Origin of the sequence: Leclercia adecarboxylata, from assembly GCF_006171285.1 — a bacterium.
GTDB classification, from domain to species: domain Bacteria; phylum Pseudomonadota; class Gammaproteobacteria; order Enterobacterales; family Enterobacteriaceae; genus Enterobacter; species Enterobacter barmai.
Window position 1 is genome coordinate 2855700 of the sequence record NZ_CP040889.1, and the last position, 19929, is coordinate 2875628.

The 19929-nt window shown below is 55.7% G+C and carries 17 protein-coding genes; 14 read left to right on the plus strand and 3 right to left on the minus strand.

Features of this window, described 5'->3' with window-relative positions; genetic code table 11:
• Position 1: 1 nt before the first annotated feature.
• The 3 genes from leuB to leuL all read right to left on the minus strand — a co-directional run bounded on the left by leuB (position 2) and on the right by leuL (position 2845).
• The gene (gene leuB, locus FHN83_RS15425) at positions 2-1093 is read right to left on the minus strand and encodes a 3-isopropylmalate dehydrogenase (RefSeq protein WP_039030388.1); all 1092 of its coding nucleotides are present in this window, start codon (positions 1091-1093) and stop codon (positions 2-4) included.
• On the minus strand, positions 1093-2664 hold the full coding sequence (leuA, locus tag FHN83_RS15430; RefSeq protein ID WP_039030387.1) for a 2-isopropylmalate synthase: 1572 nt from the start codon (positions 2662-2664) through the stop codon (positions 1093-1095). The genes leuB and leuA overlap by 1 nt, the downstream gene beginning before the upstream one ends.
• Positions 2665-2758: 94 nt before the next feature.
• Entirely contained in the window at positions 2759-2845 is an 87-nt protein-coding gene (leuL, locus tag FHN83_RS28990; protein ID WP_139565444.1) for a leu operon leader peptide, read from the minus strand.
• 635 nt (positions 2846-3480) lie between these two features.
• On the opposite strand from leuL, the gene leuO reads away from it, so the two are divergent.
• The 14 genes from leuO to murG all read left to right on the plus strand — a co-directional run bounded on the left by leuO (position 3481) and on the right by murG (position 19887).
• Positions 3481-4425, plus strand: coding sequence for a transcriptional regulator LeuO (gene leuO, locus FHN83_RS15440; protein ID WP_039030386.1), 945 nt, complete (start codon positions 3481-3483; stop codon positions 4423-4425).
• Positions 4426-4810: 385 nt separating this feature from the next.
• Complete coding sequence (ilvI, locus tag FHN83_RS15445) at positions 4811-6535, plus strand: acetolactate synthase 3 large subunit (protein ID WP_139564328.1); 1725 nt, start codon at positions 4811-4813, stop codon at positions 6533-6535.
• A 1-nt stretch (position 6536) separates the two neighbouring features.
• Positions 6537-7028: an acetolactate synthase small subunit gene (gene ilvN, locus FHN83_RS15450; RefSeq protein ID WP_032616525.1), complete on the plus strand. Its 492-nt coding sequence runs from the start codon at positions 6537-6539 to the stop codon at positions 7026-7028.
• A gap of 179 nt (positions 7029-7207) precedes the next feature.
• Positions 7208-8212 (plus strand): catabolite repressor/activator, encoded by a 1005-nt coding sequence (gene cra / locus FHN83_RS15455; RefSeq protein ID WP_039030384.1) that lies wholly within the window; start codon positions 7208-7210, stop codon positions 8210-8212.
• 599 nt (positions 8213-8811) lie between these two features.
• The gene (gene mraZ / locus FHN83_RS15460; protein WP_039030383.1) at positions 8812-9270 is read left to right on the plus strand and encodes a division/cell wall cluster transcriptional repressor MraZ; all 459 of its coding nucleotides are present in this window, start codon (positions 8812-8814) and stop codon (positions 9268-9270) included.
• 2 nt (positions 9271-9272) lie between these two features.
• Positions 9273-10214 carry a 16S rRNA (cytosine(1402)-N(4))-methyltransferase RsmH gene (gene rsmH / locus FHN83_RS15465; RefSeq protein ID WP_139564329.1) on the plus strand — a complete coding sequence of 314 codons (942 nt, stop codon included), beginning with the start codon at positions 9273-9275 and terminating at the stop codon, positions 10212-10214.
• A complete protein-coding gene (gene ftsL / locus FHN83_RS15470) occupies positions 10211-10576 on the plus strand; it encodes a cell division protein FtsL (protein WP_039030381.1) in 366 nt (121 codons plus the stop codon). Before rsmH ends, ftsL begins: the two co-directional genes overlap by 4 nt.
• A gap of 15 nt (positions 10577-10591) precedes the next feature.
• The gene (locus tag FHN83_RS15475) at positions 10592-12358 is read left to right on the plus strand and encodes a peptidoglycan glycosyltransferase FtsI (protein ID WP_039030380.1); all 1767 of its coding nucleotides are present in this window, start codon (positions 10592-10594) and stop codon (positions 12356-12358) included.
• Positions 12345-13832: a UDP-N-acetylmuramoyl-L-alanyl-D-glutamate--2,6-diaminopimelate ligase gene (gene murE / locus FHN83_RS15480; protein WP_139564330.1), complete on the plus strand. Its 1488-nt coding sequence runs from the start codon at positions 12345-12347 to the stop codon at positions 13830-13832. Before FHN83_RS15475 ends, murE begins: the two co-directional genes overlap by 14 nt.
• A complete protein-coding gene (gene murF / locus FHN83_RS15485; protein ID WP_139564331.1) occupies positions 13829-15187 on the plus strand; it encodes a UDP-N-acetylmuramoyl-tripeptide--D-alanyl-D-alanine ligase in 1359 nt (452 codons plus the stop codon). Before murE ends, murF begins: the two co-directional genes overlap by 4 nt.
• Entirely contained in the window at positions 15181-16263 is a 1083-nt protein-coding gene (gene mraY, locus FHN83_RS15490) for a phospho-N-acetylmuramoyl-pentapeptide-transferase (protein ID WP_039030377.1), read from the plus strand. The genes murF and mraY overlap by 7 nt, the downstream gene beginning before the upstream one ends.
• A gap of 2 nt (positions 16264-16265) precedes the next feature.
• Positions 16266-17582 carry a UDP-N-acetylmuramoyl-L-alanine--D-glutamate ligase gene (gene murD, locus FHN83_RS15495; RefSeq protein ID WP_139564332.1) on the plus strand — a complete coding sequence of 439 codons (1317 nt, stop codon included), beginning with the start codon at positions 16266-16268 and terminating at the stop codon, positions 17580-17582.
• Positions 17582-18826, plus strand: a complete 1245-nt coding sequence (ftsW, locus tag FHN83_RS15500) for a cell division protein FtsW (protein ID WP_039030375.1) — start codon at positions 17582-17584, stop codon at positions 18824-18826. The genes murD and ftsW overlap by 1 nt, the downstream gene beginning before the upstream one ends.
• A complete protein-coding gene (gene murG / locus FHN83_RS15505; protein ID WP_139564333.1) occupies positions 18823-19887 on the plus strand; it encodes an undecaprenyldiphospho-muramoylpentapeptide beta-N-acetylglucosaminyltransferase in 1065 nt (354 codons plus the stop codon). The genes ftsW and murG overlap by 4 nt, the downstream gene beginning before the upstream one ends.
• Positions 19888-19929 lie beyond the last annotated feature (42 nt).

The window sequence follows — 19929 nt, forward strand, 5'->3', positions numbered from 1 at the left end:
ATTACACCCCTTCAGCGACATAGCGGGCGATGATATCACCCATTTCATCAGTACCGACTGCGGCCGCACCACGGGCCAAATCACCGGTGCGAATGCCTTCTTCCAGCGCGCGGTTGATGGCGTTTTCGATGGCCGTCGCCGCGTCGTCAGCGTTCAGGCTGTAGCGCAGCAACAGCGCCAGAGAGAGGATCTGCGCAATCGGGTTCGCAATATTTTTGCCTGCGATGTCCGGGGCGGAGCCGCCTGCCGGTTCGTACAGGCCAAAACCTTCTTCGTTCAGGCTGGCGGACGGCAGCATCCCCATAGAGCCGGTGATCATCGCGCACTCGTCGGAGAGAATGTCGCCGAACAGGTTGGAGCACAGCAGTACGTCGAACTGGGACGGATCTTTAATCAGCTGCATAGTGGCATTGTCGATATACATATGCGCCAGCTGAACGTCCGGGTACTCCTGAGCGATCTCGTTGACGATTTCGCGCCACAGGATCGAAGATTGCAGCACGTTCGCTTTATCAATTGAAGTCACTTTATGGCCGCGTTTGCGGGCAGATTCGAACGCAATACGGGCGATACGTTCGATCTCAAAACGGTGATACACCTCGGTATCAAACGCTTTTTCGTGCTGGCCGCTGCCTTCACGGCCTTTCGGCTGACCGAAGTAGATGCCGCCGGTCAGTTCACGGACGCACAGAATGTCGAAGCCGTTGGCGGCGATATCGGCGCGCAGCGGGCAGAACTCTTCCAGACCCTGATACAGTTTGGCCGGACGCAGGTTGCTGAACAGCTTGAAGTGTTTACGTAATGGCAGCAGTGCGCCGCGCTCTGGCTGCTCGGCCGGCGGCAGGTGTTCCCATTTCGGGCCACCCACGGAACCGAACAATACCGCGTCGGCATTCTCACAGCCGGTAACCGTTGCCTGCGGCAGAGGCGTACCCTGGTTATCGATCGCGATACCGCCCACGTCGTAGTGGCTGGTGGTAATTTTCATCGCAAAACGGGTGCGGACAGCTTCCAGAACCTTCAGCGCCTGTGCCATAACTTCCGGGCCAATTCCGTCACCCGGCAACACAGCAATATGGTAATTCTTCGACATTACACGGTTTCCTTATTGTTCTCTTTATTCTGAGCTTTGCGTTGCAACTCTTTTTCAACTTCCGCGGCGCGCCAGATATTGTTCAGGACGTGAACCATGGCTTTAGCGGAGGATTCGACGATATCGGTCGCCAGGCCCACGCCGTGGAAGCGACGGCCGTTATAGTTGACCACGATGTCGACCTGACCCAGCGCGTTTTTGCCCTGGCCTTTCGCCGTCAGGTCATATTTGACCAGCTCAACGTCGTAATCGGTGACGCGGTTAATGGCCTGGTAGATGGCATCGACCGGACCGTTGCCATTAGCCGCTTCGGCTTTAATCTCTTCACCGCAGGCCAGCTTGACGGAGGCGGTGGCGATATCGCTTGAACCCGACTGCACGCTGAAGTAGTCCAGACGGAAATGCTCTGGCTCTTCCTGCTGCTTGTTGATAAACGCCAGCGCTTCCAGATCGTAATCAAAGACCTGACCTTTCTTATCGGCCAGCTTCAGGAAGGCGTCGTACAGGTGATCCATGTTGTAGTCGGTATCTTTGTAACCCATCTCTTCCATGCGGTGTTTTACCGCCGCACGGCCAGAGCGGGAAGTCAGGTTCAACTGCACCTGATTCAGACCGATAGATTCCGGGGTCATGATTTCGTAGTTTTCACGGTTCTTCAGCACGCCGTCCTGGTGGATACCGGAGGAGTGGGCGAAAGCACCGGTGCCAACAATCGCTTTGTTCGCCGGGACCGGCATGTTGCAGATCTGGCTGACTGTCTGGCTGGTGCGCCAGATCTCCTGGTGATTGATGCGGGTCTGCACATTCATGATGTCTTTGCGCACTTTGATCGCCATGATCACTTCTTCCAGCGAACAGTTACCGGCGCGCTCGCCGATACCGTTCATGGCGCCTTCAACCTGACGTGCGCCGGCATGGACCGCGGCAATGGCGTTACCCACCGCCAGGCCTAAATCGTCGTGGGTGTGAACAGAGATAATCGCTTTATCAATGTTCGGCACGCGCTCATACAGGCCGGTAATGATGTTGGAGAACTCGAACGGCATGGTGTAGCCGACGGTGTCCGGGATGTTGATGGTGGTGGCGCCGGCACGGATGGCTGCTTCGACCACGCGGGCCAGATCGTCAATCGGCGTACGGCCTGCATCTTCACAGGAGAACTCAACGTCGTCGGTATAGTTACGGGCGCGTTTTACCATATAGATGGAGCGCTCGATCACCTCATCCAGCGTGCTGCGCAGCTTGGTGGCGATATGCATCGGCGAGGTGGCAATAAAGGTATGAATACGGAAGGCTTCGGCGACTTTCAGCGACTCCGCGGCGACATCAATATCTTTCTCGACGCAGCGAGCCAGCGCACAGACCCGGCTGTTTTTAATGGTGCGGGCGATGGTCTGAACGGACTCAAAATCACCTGGAGAAGAGACCGGGAAGCCCACTTCCATTACGTCTACGCCCATACGTTCAAGGGCCAGAGCAATCTGCAATTTCTCTTTGACGCTCAGGCTTGCCTGTAATGCCTGTTCACCGTCACGTAAGGTCGTATCGAAAATAATGACTTGCTGGCTCATGGTTTAGGTCCTTGTCTGAATTTGGGCGCCTTGCTACGAGCATAAAAAAACCCGCGCAGTGGCGCGGGTTTTTTGTCTTAACCGGGGGAACGATTCAACGCTGAATTTCGCCCGCCAGTTTACCGCGCACAGTGGATGCGTTTAGTAGTAGTAGACCGGTGAAACGAGTGCTGTGAATCATGAGTCATGCCCCATAGAAATAAGATATGCTTTTAGTGGTACTGGATACGCGGTTTGATGTCAACCCCTCAGATGTGAAAACGGCCCTTTGCTCCCCTGACATGTCAGAATGAAATTAGCTTATTGTGCTGGTTTTTCCCTGTCAGACAATTTTGTTCTTCTGATTTATGTCGGCGAATTTAACGGTGGAATTATTTAAATATATTTAATTGCAATTGTTTAAACTTTCGAAACAATAAGCCTGGCTTTTGAATTCTTTAACTTTCATTAAGTTACCATGATGAAACAGTCGAGAAAGATGGGAAAGTAATTTTCCCGATAATGAAATGTTAATTAATTTAATTATTTTACTGTTAATCTTTCATTAGTACTTAATTGGACCTTAACGAAATGCCATGTTGTTTATTTGTGTGATCTATGGTTTCATTCGCAATATAAACTAATTGATATGTTTTGTTGTTTTTTGAACATGTTCTCTTATCTTATGCCTTAGTCCTGTCACTGCTGACGGGTATTTATATATTCCTAATTTGTAACATTTCTCTTTAGCTTGTTTTATATGCGTGATAAATCATATTTTTTAAATTTATTGTTGCACACGAGAAAAGGGAGTTCAGCGTGACAGTGGAGCAGGATATGTCTGAAGAAAGTAGCGAAAAATCGCCTGTGTCAGAGGGGACGAAACCCCAACTTCGTACGGTGGATCTGAACCTTTTAACTGTCTTTGATGCGGTGATGCAGGAGCAAAATATTACGCGCGCCGCCCAGTCTCTGGGGATGTCGCAGCCCGCTGTCAGCAATGCTGTCGCAAGACTCAAGGTCATGTTTAACGACGAATTATTTGTTCGTTATGGCCGCGGTATTCAGCCTACTGCCCGGGCCTATCAGCTGTTTGCATCGGTACGCCAGGCGCTACAGCTGGTGCAGAATGAACTGCCGGGATCGGGATTCGACTCAAGCAGCAGCGAGCGTATTTTCCATTTATGCGTTTGTAGCCCTCTGGATAATTATCTCACCTCGCTTATTTATAATAAGGTTGAGGAGGTTGCACCTAATATTCAGCTGGTTTTCAAATCATCCCTTAACCAGAATACGGAACATCAGCTGCGGTATCAGGAAACGGAGTTTGTTATTGGCTACGAAGAGTTTCGTCGCCCGGAGTTTTCCTGCGTGCCGTTATTCAGAGATGAAATGGTGCTGGTGACCAGCAAAACCCATCCGCGCCTGAATGGTATGTTGCTGGAAAGCGATATTTATCGCGAACAGCATGCGGTTGTCGCCCTCGATCGCTACGCTTCATTTAGCCAGCCATGGTACGACACGCCAGATAAGCAGGCCTGTGTGGCCTATCAGGGAATGGCGATGGTCAGCGTATTGAATATTGTCTCGCAAACCCACCTGGTCGCCATTGCCCCGCGCTGGCTGGTTGAAGAGTTTGCCGAGCCGCTGAACCTGCGAATTATGCCGCTGCCGCTGAACCTTAACTCGCGTACCTGCTATCTCTCATGGCATGAAGCAGCCGGTCGCGATAAAGGCCATCAGTGGATGGAGGAGTTGCTGGTCAGCGTCTGCCGACGATAAACACCGTCAGGATAAATTTCAGTGTTATTGTTATTTATCCTGACTATCTGATTATTTCTGAAATTTTATTCTGTTGGTGAATTTTTTATTGTTATTGTCTGGCAGTAAAAATGCATGAATTCCTGCGCCTCCCCCTTTTCAAATGACGAACGCTCACTCCTCCTCGTTATCGTAGTAGATTTATCCATAACAAATATTAATACCTCTTATTTCTTCTTTTTGGTTTATGCACCAGCCGAGGTTTGCTAATTGCCTGCCTTCCGGCGAGCGGTTATGGTAACTGTCACTCTGCACAATAAAAATCGCCAGGGGTAACCCTGACAAAAACGACGGCTCAGAACCTGGATCTCCTGTCCGTCTGAAACGATAAGCCTGGAGGCAAATCATGGAGATGTTGTCTGGCGCCGAAATGGTCGTCCGATCGTTAATCGATCAGGGCGTGAAGCAAGTGTTCGGTTACCCTGGGGGCGCGGTCCTCGATATTTACGACGCACTACATACCGTTGGCGGTATCGATCACGTCCTGGTGCGTCATGAGCAAGCTGCCGTGCATATGGCCGACGGACTGGCGCGTGCGACAGGTGAGGTGGGCGTTGTGCTGGTGACATCCGGTCCTGGCGCGACCAACGCTATTACCGGGATCGCCACGGCCTATATGGATTCCATCCCGATGGTGGTGCTCTCCGGTCAGGTTGCGACCTCGCTGATTGGCTACGATGCCTTTCAGGAGTGCGACATGGTTGGCATCTCGCGTCCGGTGGTGAAACACAGTTTCCTGGTCAAGCAGACGGAAGATATTCCGGGCGTGCTGAAAAAGGCCTTCTGGCTGGCGGCCAGCGGACGTCCGGGGCCGGTGGTGGTTGACCTTCCCAAAGATATTCTGAATCCGGCAAACAAATTGCCTTATGTCTGGCCAGAGTCGGTCAGCATGCGTTCTTATAACCCAACCACTCAGGGGCACAAGGGCCAGATTAAGCGCGCCCTGCAAACCCTGGCGACGGCCAAAAAGCCGGTGGTGTACGTTGGCGGCGGAGCGGTCAATGCCCAGTGTGAAACACAGCTGCGGACGCTTATCGAAAAGCTGAATCTGCCGGTAGCCTCTTCATTAATGGGACTCGGGGCGTTCCCGGCCACGCATCGCCAGGCGCTTGGTATGCTCGGCATGCATGGCACGTATGAAGCTAACATGACGATGCACAATTCCGATGTCATCTTTGCCGTGGGGGTGCGTTTTGACGATCGCACTACCAATAACCTGGCGAAATACTGCCCCAATGCCACGGTGCTACACATCGACATCGATCCTACCTCTATTTCCAAAACCGTTCCGGCGGATGTGCCAATTGTGGGCGACGCACGTCAGGTTCTGGATCAGATGCTGGAGCTACTGGCGCAGGAAAACTATGTCCAGCCGCTCGATGATATTCGTGACTGGTGGCTGCAAATTGAGCAGTGGTGTGCGCGTCAGTGTCTGAAGTACGACACCCAAAGCGAGAACATCAAACCGCAGGCGGTGATTGAAACCATCTGGCGGCTGACCGACGGCGAGGCTTACGTTACGTCTGACGTCGGCCAGCACCAGATGTTCGCCGCGCTCTATTACCCGTTTGATAAGCCACGTCGCTGGATCAACTCCGGCGGCCTCGGCACCATGGGCTTTGGCCTGCCTGCCGCGCTGGGCGTTAAGCTGGCGTTACCGGAAGAGACGGTGGTCTGCGTGACCGGCGATGGCAGTATCCAGATGAACATCCAGGAGCTCTCCACCGCGCTGCAGTATGAGCTGCCGGTGCTGGTGCTCAACCTGAATAACGGCTATCTGGGCATGGTGAAGCAGTGGCAGGACATGATCTATTCCGGTCGTCATTCGCAGTCTTACATGAACTCGTTGCCTGATTTTGTCCGTCTGGCAGAAGCTTACGGCCACATTGGTATGCGCATCAGCAATCCGGCAGAGCTGGAAGCGAAGCTCAGCGAAGCCCTTGAGCACGTTAAAAATAACCGTCTGGTCTTTGTCGATGTGGTTGTGGATGGCACTGAACATGTTTATCCGATGCATATTCGCGGCGGCGGTATGGATGAAATGTGGTTAAGCAAAACGGAGAGAACCTGATATGCGCCGGATATTATCTGTATTACTGGAAAACGAGTCCGGGGCGCTGTCTCGCGTGATTGGGCTCTTTGCACAGCGCGGCTATAACATCGAAAGCCTGACGGTTGCTCCGACGGACGATCCGACGCTTTCCCGCATGACCATTCAGACGGTGGGTGATGCGAAGGTGCTGGAGCAGATCGAAAAGCAGCTGCATAAGCTGGTGGATGTCTTACGCGTCAGCGAGCTGGGGCAGGGGGCTTACGTTGAACGCGAGATCATGCTGGTGAAAATTCAGGCCACCGGCTACGGGCGTGAAGAGGTGAAACGCAACGCGGATATTTTCCGTGGGCAGATCATCGATGTCACCCCGTCTATCTACACCGTTCAGCTTGCCGGTACCAGCGATAAGCTGGATGCCTTCCTTGCCTCGGTGCGGGATGTGGCAAAAATTGTTGAAGTGGCGCGTTCTGGCGTCGTGGGGCTCTCTCGCGGTGACAAAGTGATGCGTTAAGGATAAAAAGTTCGCCTCTCTATTGCCCGGTGCGATTAACCGGGCTTTTTTTTGCGCACCGATGCCGTTGTACGGACAAAAGCGGTTGCCGCACAGACTATTCTGCGCTTAGATGTTACAAGATTTAGTCTTAACCCTGACAAGGTCATGGACTCTTTTATACTTTTTAAGGGGCAATTGTGAAACTGGATGAAATCGCCAGGCTCGCCGGCGTGTCGCGAACAACGGCAAGCTATGTGATTAACGGTAAAGCGAAGCAGTATCGGGTCAGCGACAAGACCGTTGAGAAAGTGATGGCCGTGGTTCGTGAACATAACTACCATCCGAATGCTGTCGCGGCAGGTTTACGCGCCGGCCGCACCCGTTCGATCGGCCTGGTGATCCCGGATCTGGAAAACACCAGTTACACCCGGATCGCAAACTACCTTGAGCGCCAGGCGCGTCAGCGCGGCTATCAACTGTTGATCGCCTGTTCGGAAGATCAGCCCGATAATGAAATGCGTTGTATTGAGCACCTGCTGCAGCGTCAGGTCGATGCCATTATCGTTTCAACTTCACTCCCGCCGGAGCATCCGTTCTACCAGCGCTGGGCCAATGATTCCTTCCCTATTGTCGCCCTCGACCGTGCATTAGACCGCGAGCATTTCACAAGCGTAGTGGGTGCCGATCAGGATGATGCCGAGATGCTGGCGGCGGAGCTGCGGACCTTCCCGGCGGAAAACGTCCTCTATCTGGGCGCCTTACCTGAGCTTTCCGTGAGCTTCCTGCGCGAGCAAGGGTTCCGCACCGCATGGAAAGACGATCCCCGCGAAGTGGACTTCCTCTATGCCAACAGCTACGAGCGTGAAGCCTCGGCGCAGCTTTTTGAGAAGTGGCTGGAAACCCATCCGATGCCGCAGGCGCTGTTCACCACCTCTTTTGCGCTGCTGCAGGGGGTGATGGATGTGACGTTGCGCCGCGAGGGCAAGCTGCCTTCGGATCTGGCGATTGCGACCTTCGGCGATCACGAGCTGCTCGATTTCCTGCAGTGTCCGGTGCTGGCCGTTGCCCAGCGTCATCGCGACGTGGCAGAACGGGTGCTGGAGATCGTACTGGCGAGCCTCGATGAGCCGCGTAAGCCTAAACCAGGGCTAACGCGCATCCGTCGTAATCTCTACCGTCGCGGCATATTAAGCCGTACGTAAGGGTGGCAGGGCAGTGAAAGCTGCCCTGAATTTATTGCCATTACTATGCGCAGGAATTCCCTTATTATTTTTAAGATAATTCTCTAAAACACATCGCCTGCTATGCTTTTTATTTCCCCTGGCTATTTAAAACTTCTTTTCATGTTTATTTAATTGCCATAGATGACATCAATTGTATTATTTTGTTACATAACCGATCGCTATTGCTGAATTATCAGCCATTTTTTTCCTTGCACTATCCCACTCTCTGTTTACGCGCTACCGGCATGGCGGCCGCGTTGAATCTGGCGCTGTTATCCCCTGAGAATATGGCTTAAAATGCCGCCCGCGTCGCAAACTGACACTTTATATTTCGTTGCGATGAGATGAGTGATTTTTAACGCTGGTATGCATATCTGAGTTTTTTCTCGCAAATATTCATCACGTTAATTTTGCCTCGCCAGTTGTACGGTTAATAGCCTGATTAACTTCCGTTCGTAAATCAGTAACATTTAGACTGATGTCGCGGAAGTCCTGGCTTGACAAGCTTTTCCATCGCTCCGTAAACTCCCTTAAGTGGGAATTTGTGGGTAAAAGTGGTGAGGAGGGGTGAGACTGGCATGTTCCGTGGAGCGACGTTAGTCAATCTCGACAGCAAAGGGCGTTTATCGGTCCCAACACGATATCGCGATCGGCTGAACGAGAGCGCTTCTGGTCAAATGGTCTGCACCATTGACATCAACCACGCCTGCCTGCTGCTTTACCCCTTGCCTGAATGGGAAATCATTGAGCAAAAGCTGTCTCGACTGTCGAGCATGAACCCGCAGGAACGCCGCGTGCAGCGGCTGTTATTGGGTCATGCCAGTGAATGTCAGATGGATAGCGCGGGGCGTCTGTTGATTGCGCCTGTGCTGCGGCAACATGCCGGTCTGACAAAAGAAGTGATGCTGGTCGGACAGTTCAATAAATTTGAACTGTGGGATGAAACGGCCTGGTATCAACGGGTCAAGGAAGATATCGACGCAGAGCAGTCTGATTCCGCGACATTGTCGGAACGATTGCAGGATTTGTCTCTATAAATATGATGGAAAATTATAAACATACGACGGTGCTACTGGATGAGGCCGTCAATGGCCTGAATATTCGTCCTGATGGCATCTATATTGATGGCACTTTTGGCCGGGGTGGTCACTCACGATTGATCCTCTCCCAACTGGGAGCGGAAGGCCGTTTGCTGGCAATCGATCGCGATCCACAGGCGATTGAGGTGGCAAAAACCATCGATGACCCACGCTTTTCCATCGTTCACGGTCCTTTTTCCGCGTTGGCTGATTACGTCAGCGAGCGTGGTTTAACCGGCAAGATCGACGGCATTCTTCTCGATCTTGGCGTCTCCTCACCGCAGCTTGACGATGCTGAACGCGGCTTCTCCTTTATGCGCGATGGTCCACTGGACATGCGCATGGATCCAACGCGCGGCCAGTCCGCCGCCGAGTGGCTGCAAACCGCCGAAGAAGCCGATATCGCCTGGGTGATCAAAACCTTTGGTGAAGAGCGTTTTGGCAAGCGTATAGCCCGAGCCATCGTTGAGCGCAACCGCATTGAGCCGATGACCCGCACCAAAGAGCTGGCGGAAGTGATCGCCGCGGCAACCCCGGTGAAGGACAAATACAAACATCCCGCCACCCGCACCTTCCAGGCCGTTCGCATCTGGGTGAACAGCGAGCTGGACGAGATCGAGCAGGCGCTGAAGAGTTCGCTTGGCGTGCTTGCCCCGGGTGGTCGCCTGTCGATTATCAGCTTCCACTCGCTGGAAGATCGCATCGTGAAGCGCTTTATGCGCGAGCAAAGCCGCGGTCCGCAGGTTCCGGCCGGGTTACCGATGACGGAAGAGCAGCTCAAAAAGCTGGGTGGTCGTCAGCTGCGCGCGTTGGGCAAATTAATGCCGGGCGAAGCAGAAGTGGAAGAGAACCCACGCGCCCGTAGTTCAGTGCTGCGTATTGCAGAAAGGACGACCGCATGATTGGCAAGGTGGCAGATACCTTCAGCAAGGTTAAAGATTCGCTTAGCAGCAACGAGCGTCATGCCTTGCCCGGCGTCATCTGGGACGATCTGTTGCGTTTCGGCAAGCTGCCACTGTGCCTGTTTATTTGCATCATTGTGTCGGCGGTCACGGTCGTGACCACCGCTCACCATACCCGTTTGTTAACGGCGCAGCGCGAACAGCTGGTGCTGGAGCGTGATGCGCTGGATATCGAGTGGCGAAATCTGATCCTCGAAGAAAATGCGCTCGGCGATCATAGCCGGGTTGAACGGATCGCAACGGAAAAGCTGCAGATGCAGCATGTTGATCCTTCTCAGGAAAATATCGTAGTACAAAAATAAGGAAAAACGCGACGCATGAAATCGGCGGCGAAGGCGCTAAAACCAAAACGTCAGGAAGAACAGGCCAGCTTTATCAGCTGGCGTTTTGCGTTGCTGTGCGGCTGCATTTTACTGGCGCTGGGTTTCCTGCTGGGACGCGTGGCGTGGCTGCAGATCATTGCGCCCGACATGCTGGTGCGTCAGGGTGATATGCGCTCCCTGCGCGTTCAGGAAGTCTCCACTTCGCGCGGCCTGATCACCGACCGCTCGGGTCGTCCGCTGGCGGTCAGCGTGCCGGTAAAAGCGATCTGGGCGGATCCTAAAGAGCTGCATGACGCCGGTGGGATCTCGCTGGATAACCGCTGGAAAGCGCTGTCAGACGCGCTGAAAATGCCGCTCGATCAGCTGGCGGCGCGCGTGAATGCCAACCCGAAAGGGCGCTTTATCTATCTTGCGCGTCAGGTTAACCCTGACATGGCCGACTACATCAAAAAACTGAAGTTGCCCGGCATTCACCTGCGTGAAGAGTCACGTCGCTACTACCCATCCGGGGAAGTGACTGCCCACCTGATCGGCTTCACTAACGTCGACAGTCAGGGTATTGAAGGCGTTGAAAAGAGCTTCGATAAGTGGCTGACCGGTCAACCGGGCGAGCGCGTGGTGCGTAAAGACCGCTACGGCCGCGTAATTGAAGATATCTCCTCAACGGATAGCCAGGCGGCGCACAACCTGGCTCTGAGCATTGACGAACGTCTGCAGGCGCTGGTGTATCGTGAGCTGAATAACGCCGTGGCCTTTAACAAAGCGGAATCCGGCAGTGCGGTACTGGTGGATGTCAGCACTGGCGAAGTGCTGGCGATGGCCAGCAGCCCGTCCTACAACCCGAACAATTTTGCCGGAACGGCTAAAGACGCCATGCGCAACCGTTCGATCACTGACGTCTTCGAGCCGGGTTCAACGGTCAAACCGATGGTGGTGATGACGGCCCTGCAACGCGGCATCGTCAATGAAAATACCGTACTCAACACCATTCCTTACCGAATTAACGGTCACGAAATCAAAGACGTGGCGCGTTACAGCGAATTGACCCTCACCGGGGTTTTACAGAAGTCGAGTAACGTCGGCGTTTCTAAGCTGGCGTTAGCGATGCCGTCCTCAGCGTTAGTAGAAACTTACTCACGTTTTGGGCTGGGAAAAGCGACCAATTTGGGGTTGGTCGGAGAACGCAGTGGCTTATATCCTCAAAAACAACGGTGGTCTGACATAGAGAGGGCCACCTTCTCTTTCGGCTACGGGCTAATGGTAACACCGTTACAGTTGGCGCGAGTCTATGCAACGATTGGCAGCTATGGCGTCTATCGCCCGCTCTCAATTACCAAAGTTGACCCCCCGGTTCCCGGTGAGCGCGTCTTCCCGGAATCGATCGTCCGTACCGTCGTTCACATGATGGAAAGCGTGGCGCTGCCCGGCGGCGGCGGCGTGAAGGCGGCGATCAAAGGCTATCGCATCGCGATCAAAACCGGTACGGCGAAAAAAGTCGGTCCGGATGGCCGCTACATCAATAAATATATTGCATACACCGCAGGCGTTGCGCCTGCGAGTAATCCGCGTTTTGCGCTGGTGGTGGTCATCAACGATCCACAGGCGGGTAAATACTACGGTGGCGCCGTTTCCGCGCCGGTCTTCGGTGCCATCATGGGCGGCGTACTGCGCACCATGAACATCGAGCCGGATGCGCTGGCAACAGGCGAGAAAAGTGAATTTGTAATTAATCAAGGCGAGGGAACAGGTGGCAGATCGTAATTTGCGCGACCTTCTTGCTCCGTGGGTATCAGGTTTACCTGCGCGAGTACTGCGAGAGATGGTACTCGACAGCCGTTTGGCTGCGTCGGGCGATCTTTTTGTGGCAGTAGTGGGTCATCAGGCGGACGGGCGTCGGTATATCCCGCAGGCGATAGCGCAAGGTGTAGCTGCCATTATTGCTGAGGCAAAAGATGAGGCCACTGACGGTGAAATCCGTGAAATGCACGGCGTGCCGGTCATCTATCTCAGCCAGTTGAATGAACGTCTCTCTGCGCTGGCGGGACGTTTTTATAACGAACCCTCTGACCGACTGCGTCTGGTTGGCGTCACCGGGACTAACGGTAAAACCACGACCACGCAGCTGATGGCGCAGTGGGCACAATTGTTGGGTGAAACCAGTGCGGTGATGGGGACCGTAGGCAACGGCCTGCTGGGCAAAGTCAACCCAACGGAAAACACCACGGGCTCTGCGGTCGACGTCCAGCACGTGCTGGCGGGTCTGGCAGGGCAGGGCGCGACCTTCGCGGCAATGGAAGTCTCTTCCCACGGGCTGGTACAGCACCGTGTTGCGGCCCTGAAATTTGCGGCCTCCGTGTTCACTAACCTGAGCCGGGACCATCTCGATTACCATGGCGATATGGAAAACTACGAAGCGGCGAAATGGCAGCTGTATGCCACACATCACTGCGGTCAGGCGATTATCAACGCCGATGACGAAGTGGGACGCCGCTGGCTGGCTAAGCTGCCGGATGCCGTTGCGGTCTCCATGGCCGACCATATCAACCCGAACTGCCACGGCCGCTGGCTGAAAGCCACCGACGTGACCTATCACGACAGCGGGGCGACCATTCGCTTTACCTCCTCATGGGGCGAAGGCGAAATCGAAAGCCGCCTGATGGGGGCCTTCAACGTCAGCAACCTGCTGCTGGCTCTCGCCACCCTGCTGGCGCTGGATTATCCGCTGGCGGACCTGCTCAGCACCTCCGCGCGCCTGCTGCCGGTCTGTGGTCGTATGGAAGTGTTCACTGCCCCTGGCAAACCGACCGTGGTGGTGGATTATGCCCACACGCCGGACGCACTGGAAAAAGCGCTGGAGGCCGCGCGCCTGCACTGTGCCGGTAAGCTGTGGTGCGTCTTTGGCTGCGGCGGCGATCGCGACAAAGGCAAACGCCCGCTGATGGGGGCTATTGCCGAGCAGTTCGCGGACATCGCGGTAGTTACCGATGACAACCCGCGCACCGAAGAGCCGCGCGCTATCATCAACGACATTCTGGCCGGTATGCTGGATGCGGGCCGCGCCCGCGTGGTGGAAGGCCGCGCAGAAGCGGTGACCAACGCCATTATGCAGGCTAACGAAAACGACGTAGTGCTACTGGCCGGTAAAGGCCACGAAGACTATCAAATTGTCGGTACCAACCGTCTGGATTACTCCGACCGTGTGACCGCGGCGCGTCTGCTGGGAGTGGTGGCATGATTAGCGTAACGCTAAACCAGCTGGCGAGGATCCTGGGCGCTGACGTCAGCGGCGACGATCTGACCTTCGATGCTGTTACCACCGACACGCGCAAAATCACTCCTGGCTGCCTGTTTGTGGCGCTGAAGGGTGAGCGTTTCGATGCCCACGATTTTGCAGAACAGGCGAAAGCCGCCGGTGCTGGCGCACTGCTGGTAAGCCGTAAGCTGGATATCGACCTGCCGCAGGCGGTAGTGAAAGATACCCGTCTGGCGTTTGGTGAGCTGGCGGCATGGGTTCGCCAGCAGGTTCCGGCGCGCGTTGTGGCGCTGACCGGCTCCTCCGGTAAAACCTCCGTTAAGGAGATGACCGCCGCCATCCTCTCGCAGTGTGGCAACACGCTTTATACCGCAGGCAATCTGAACAACGACATCGGCGTGCCGATGACGCTGCTGCGCCTGACGCCCGAGCACGAGTTTGCGGTGATCGAGCTGGGGGCTAATCACCAGGGTGAAATCGCCTGGACCGTCAATCTGACCCGTCCGGAAGCGGCGCTGGTGAATAACCTTGCTGCGGCGCACCTCGAAGGTTTCGGCTCACTTGAAGGCGTGGCGAAAGCGAAAGGCGAGATTTATACCGGCCTGCCGGCAAACGGCATCGCCATTATGAATGCCGATAACAACGACTGGCTGAACTGGAAAAGCGTCATAGGGGATCGTAAAACCTGGCGCTTCTCGCCGAATGCTGCCAACAGCGACTTCTCCGCGACCAACATCCACGTGACCTCCCACGGCACCGAATTTACGCTCCAGACCCCAACCGGCAATGTGGATGTGCTGCTGCCTCTGCCGGGTCGCCACAACATCGCCAATGCCCTGGCGGCAAGTTCGCTGGCGATGGCCGTCGGCGCGCCGCTGTCGGCTATCAAAGCCGGGCTGGCAAACCTCAAAGCCGTCCCTGGACGCCTGTTCCCTGTTCAGCTGGCAGAAAACAAACTGCTGCTGGATGACTCCTACAACGCCAACGTCGGCTCTATGACCGCCGCCGTACAGGTGCTGTCTGAGATGCCGGGCTATCGCGTGATGGTGGTCGGGGATATGGCCGAGCTGGGTGATGAGAGCGAAGCCTGCCACACCGAGGTGGGTGAGGCGGCGAAAGCCTCCGGTATCGATCGCGTGTTAAGCGCCGGTCATCTCAGTAAAAATATCAGCCAGGCCAGCGGCGTCGGTGAGCATTTTGCCGATAAAGCGGCGTTGATCGCCCGCCTCAGGGCGCTGGTTGCAGAACAACAAATAGTGACAGTTTTAGTGAAAGGTTCACGCAGTGCCGCCATGGAAGAGGTTGTGCACGCTTTACAGGAGAATGGGACATGTTAGTTTGGCTGGCCGAGCATTTGGTCAAATATTATTCCGGCTTTAACGTCTTTTCCTATCTGACGTTTCGCGCCATCGTCAGCCTGCTGACTGCGCTGTTCATCTCGCTGTGGATGGGCCCGCGCATGATTGCCCGTCTGCAAAAACTCTCTTTCGGTCAGGTTGTGCGTAACGACGGTCCGGAATCACACTTCAGCAAACGCGGTACGCCGACCATGGGCGGCATTATGATCCTTACCGCGATTGTGGTGTCGGTGCTGCTGTGGGCTTATCCGTCAAACCCGTACGTCTGGTGCGTGCTGGTGGTGCTGGTCGGGTACGGGATTATCGGTTTCGTCGATGACTACCGCAAAGTGGTGCGCAAAGACACCAAAGGCCTGATCGCCCGCTGGAAGTATTTCTGGATGTCGGTGATTGCGCTGGGCGTGGCGTTTGCGCTCTATCTGGCAGGCAAAGACACGCCAGCCACCGAACTGGTGGTGCCGTTCTTCAAAGACGTGATGCCGCAGCTGGGCCTGTTCTACATCCTGCTGGCCTACTTCGTGATTGTCGGTACCGGTAACGCAGTAAACCTGACTGACGGCCTCGACGGCCTGGCGATTATGCCTACCGTCTTCGTGGCGGCGGGCTTTGCGCTGGTGGCGTGGGCGAGTGGCAACATGAACTTCGCCAGCTATCTGCATATTCCGTATCTGCGTCATGCCGGTGAACTGGTGATCGTCTGCACGGCGATTGTCGGGGCAGGTTTAGGGTTCCTGTGGTTTAACACCTACCCGGCGCAGGTCTTTATGGGCGACGTGGGTTCGCTGGCGCTGGGCGGCGCGCTGGGCATTATCGCCGTGCTGCTGCGCCAGGAGTTCCTGCTGGTGATCATGGGTGGCGTGTTTGTGGTTGAAACCCTGTCGGTGATCCTGCAGGTGGGTTCATTCAAGCTGCGCGGACAGCGCATCTTCCGGATGGCGCCTATCCATCACCACTATGAACTGAAAGGCTGGCCGGAACCGCGTGTCATCGTGCGTTTCTGGATTATTTCGCTGATGCTGGTGCTGATTGGCCTGGCAACGCTGAAGGTACGTTAATCATGGCAGATTACCAGGGTAAAAAAGTCGTTATCATCGGGTTAGGCTTAACCGGCCTCTCCTGCGTGGACTTTTTCCTCGCGCGCGGCGTCACGCCTCGCGTGATGGATACGCGTGTCTCTCCGCCTGGTCTGGACAAACTGCCGGAACAGGTTGAACGCCACCTTGGTGGTCTGAATGAAGAGTGGCTGAAAGCCGCCGATCTGATTGTCGCAAGCCCAGGTATCGCCCTGGCGCACCCGGCCCTGAGCGCTGCCGCCGAGACGGGCGTTGAGATCGTCGGCGATATCGAACTGTTCTGCCGTGAAGCCCAGGCGCCAGTTATTGCCATTACCGGTTCAAACGGTAAAAGCACCGTCACTACGCTGGTCGGTGAGATGGCGAAAGCGGCGGGCGTCAATGTGGGGGTCGGCGGCAACATCGGCCTACCGGCACTGATGCTGCTCGATCCTGCGCGTGAGCTCTACATCCTTGAGCTCTCCAGCTTCCAGCTGGAAACCACTTCAAGCCTGCAGGCGGTGGCGGCGACCATCCTCAACGTCACCGAAGATCATATGGATCGCTATCCGTTTGGTCTGCAGCAGTACCGCGCCGCCAAGCTGCGCATCTATGAAAATGCCCGCGTGTGCGTAGTGAATGCCGATGATGCGTTGACCATGCCGGTACGCGGCGCGGATGAGCGCTGCGTGAGCTTTGGCATCAATATGGGCGACTATCACCTTAACCGTCAGCAGGGCGAAACCTGGCTACGGGCAAACGGTGAAAAGGTGCTGAACACTAAAGAGATGCCGCTTTCGGGCCAGCACAACTACACCAACGCCCTTGCGGCGCTGGCGCTGGCGGACGCTGCGGGATTACCCCGCGCCACCAGCCTGAAAGCCCTCACCACCTTTACGGGCCTGGCGCACCGCTTCCAACTGGCGCTGGAGCATAACGGCGTGCGCTGGATCAACGATTCAAAAGCCACCAACGTCGGCAGTACGGAAGCGGCGCTGAATGGCCTGCACGTTGACGGCACCCTGCACCTTCTGCTGGGTGGCGACGGTAAATCCGCCGATTTCTCTTCGCTGAAACAGTATCTCAGCGGCGATAACGTGCGTCTTTACTGCTTTGGCCGTGACGGTGCCGAACTGGCAGCGCTGCGTCCGGACATCGCCGAACAAACCGGGACCATGGAACAGGCGATGCGGCTGATCGCCCCGCGCGTGAAGCCGGGCGATATGGTGCTGCTCTCTCCGGCCTGCGCCAGCCTCGATCAGTTTAAGAATTTCGAACAGCGGGGCGATCTCTTCACCCGCCTGGCGAAGGAGTTAGGCTGATGCGCTTCTCTCTCCCTCGCCCGAAAATGCCGCGCCTGCCAGGATTTGGCATCCTGGTGTGGATCTCGTCGGCGTTAAAAGGCTGGGTCATGGGCTCCCGGGATAAAGATTCCGATAGTCTGGTGATGTATGACCGCATGCTGCTCTGGCTTACGCTGGGGCTGGCGGCGATTGGTTTTATTATGGTGACCTCGGCCTCGATGCCTGTCGGGCAGCGTCTGGCGAACGATCCCTTCCTGTTTGCCAAGCGTGACGGACTGTACATCATCCTCGCGTTCTGTCTGGCGATGGTGACCTTACGTCTGCCGATGGCGTTCTGGCAGCGCCACAGTACCGCGATGCTGATCGCCTCGATCGTCATGCTGCTGATCGTACTGGTGGTGGGTAGCTCGGTGAACGGGGCATCGCGCTGGATTGCCTTCGGCCCGCTGCGTATCCAGCCGGCGGAATTTACCAAGCTGTCGCTGTTCTGCTATCTCGCCAACTACCTGGTGCGTAAGGTTGATGAGGTGCGTAACAACCTGCGCGGCTTCTTAAAACCGATGGGCGTGATCCTGGTGCTGGCGGTTCTGCTGCTGGCCCAGCCTGACCTCGGTACCGTGGTAGTACTGTTCGTCACTACGCTGGCGATGCTGTTCCTGGCGGGGGCGAAACTGTGGCAGTTCATCGCCATCATCGGAATGGGGATCTCCGCGGTCGTGCTGCTGATCCTCGCCGAGCCGTATCGTATCCGCCGCGTGACCTCTTTCTGGAACCCCTGGGAAGATCCGTTTGGCAGCGGTTATCAGCTGACACAGTCGCTGATGGCGTTTGGCCGCGGTGAAATGTGGGGTCAGGGGCTTGGGAATTCAGTCCAGAAACTGGAGTATTTACCCGAGGCACATACCGACTTTATCTTCTCCATTATTGGGGAAGAACTGGGTTATATCGGTGTGGTATTGGCGCTTTTAATGGTATTCTTCGTCGCTTTCCGTGCGATGTCGATCGGTCGTAAAGCGCTGGTGATTGACCACCGTTTCTCGGGCTTTTTAGCCTGTTCGATCGGTATCTGGTTCAGTTTTCAGGCATTAGTCAACGTAGGTGCAGCAGCAGGTATGCTGCCGACCAAAGGTCTGACGTTGCCGTTAATCAGTTACGGTGGTTCGAGTCTGTTGATCATGTCGACCGCCATTATGTTTTTGTTGCGCATAGATTATGAAACGCGTCTGGAGAATGCCCAGGCGTTTACACGAGGTTCACGATGAATCAACCGAAGCGGTTAATGGTGATGGCGGGCGGTACCGGCGGACATGTTTTCCCGGGGCTCGCGGTTGCACACCATTTAATGGATCAGGGCTGGCAGGTACGCTGGCTGGGAACCGCAGACCGCATGGAAGCCGATCTGGTGCCAAAACACGGTATTGAGATCGACTTTATTCGTATTTCTGGCCTGCGCGGTAAGGGGATCAAAGCCCAGGCGCTGGCGCCGGTGCGTATTTTCAACGCCTGGCGTCAGGCGCGGGCGATCATGAAGCGCTTTAAGCCGGACGTGGTGCTGGGGATGGGCGGTTATGTCTCGGGTCCTGGCGGACTGGCGGCGTGGTCGCTGGGGATCCCGGTTGTGCTCCACGAGCAGAACGGTATTGCGGGCCTCACCAATAAATGGCTGGCAAAAATCGCCAGCAAAGTGATGCAGGCATTCCCGGGCGCATTCCCGAAAGCCGACGTGGTGGGTAACCCGGTACGTGTCGACGTACTGGCGCTGCCATTGCCGCAGGAGCGACTCACCGGCCGTGAAGGGCCGGTACGCGTGCTGGTGGTAGGGGGATCGCAGGGCGCGCGCGTCCTGAATCAGACCATGCCGCAGGTGGCCGCGAAGCTTAACGATAGCGTGACGATCTGGCATCAAAGCGGAAAGGGCGCTCAGCAAACGGTAGAGCAGGCCTATGCCGATGCGGGCCAGCCGCAGCACAAAGTAACCGAATTTATCGACGACATGGCGGCGGCATATGCCTGGGCCGATGTCGTGGTCTGCCGCTCCGGCGCGCTGACGGTGAGCGAGATCGCCGCCGCCGGTTTGCCGGCGCTGTTTGTGCCCTTCCAGCACAAAGACCGTCAGCAGTACTGGAATGCGCTGCCGCTTGAAAAAGCCGGGGCAGCCAAAATTTTTGAACAGCCGCAGTTTACCGCCGAGGCGGTCGCCACCACCCTGGCGGGCTGGGACCGGGAGACATTACTGGCGATGGCGCAGCACGCACGTGCGGCGGCGATCCCGGATGCAACGGAGCGGGTGGCGAAAGAAGTGAGCCTGGCAGCCCAGGTTTAACCCTCGCAGCGCGTGTTGCGCTGCACGATTTTTTTGAAGTAG

Bases quoted from the DNA above. Each gene is read 5' to 3' on its own strand.
- murG (WP_139564333.1), top strand. From the start codon at position 18,823: ATGAATCAACCGAAGCGGTTAATGGTGATGGCGGGCGGTACCGGCGGA.
- leuO (WP_039030386.1), top strand. From the start codon at position 3,481: ATGTCTGAAGAAAGTAGCGAAAAATCGCCTGTGTCAGAGGGGACGAAA.
- rsmH (WP_139564329.1), top strand. From the start codon at position 9,273: ATGATGGAAAATTATAAACATACGACGGTGCTACTGGATGAGGCCGTC.
- leuL (WP_139565444.1), bottom strand. From the start codon at position 2,845: ATGATTCACAGCACTCGTTTCACCGGTCTACTACTACTAAACGCATCC.
- mraY (WP_039030377.1), top strand. From the start codon at position 15,181: ATGTTAGTTTGGCTGGCCGAGCATTTGGTCAAATATTATTCCGGCTTT.
- ilvI (WP_139564328.1), top strand. From the start codon at position 4,811: ATGGAGATGTTGTCTGGCGCCGAAATGGTCGTCCGATCGTTAATCGAT.
- leuB (WP_039030388.1), bottom strand. From the start codon at position 1,093: ATGTCGAAGAATTACCATATTGCTGTGTTGCCGGGTGACGGAATTGGC.
- ftsW (WP_039030375.1), top strand. From the start codon at position 17,582: ATGCGCTTCTCTCTCCCTCGCCCGAAAATGCCGCGCCTGCCAGGATTT.
- murF (WP_139564331.1), top strand. From the start codon at position 13,829: ATGATTAGCGTAACGCTAAACCAGCTGGCGAGGATCCTGGGCGCTGAC.
- ftsL (WP_039030381.1), top strand. From the start codon at position 10,211: ATGATTGGCAAGGTGGCAGATACCTTCAGCAAGGTTAAAGATTCGCTT.
- leuA (WP_039030387.1), bottom strand. From the start codon at position 2,664: ATGAGCCAGCAAGTCATTATTTTCGATACGACCTTACGTGACGGTGAA.
- ilvN (WP_032616525.1), top strand. From the start codon at position 6,537: ATGCGCCGGATATTATCTGTATTACTGGAAAACGAGTCCGGGGCGCTG.
- FHN83_RS15475 (WP_039030380.1), top strand. From the start codon at position 10,592: ATGAAATCGGCGGCGAAGGCGCTAAAACCAAAACGTCAGGAAGAACAG.
- mraZ (WP_039030383.1), top strand. From the start codon at position 8,812: ATGTTCCGTGGAGCGACGTTAGTCAATCTCGACAGCAAAGGGCGTTTA.
- murD (WP_139564332.1), top strand. From the start codon at position 16,266: ATGGCAGATTACCAGGGTAAAAAAGTCGTTATCATCGGGTTAGGCTTA.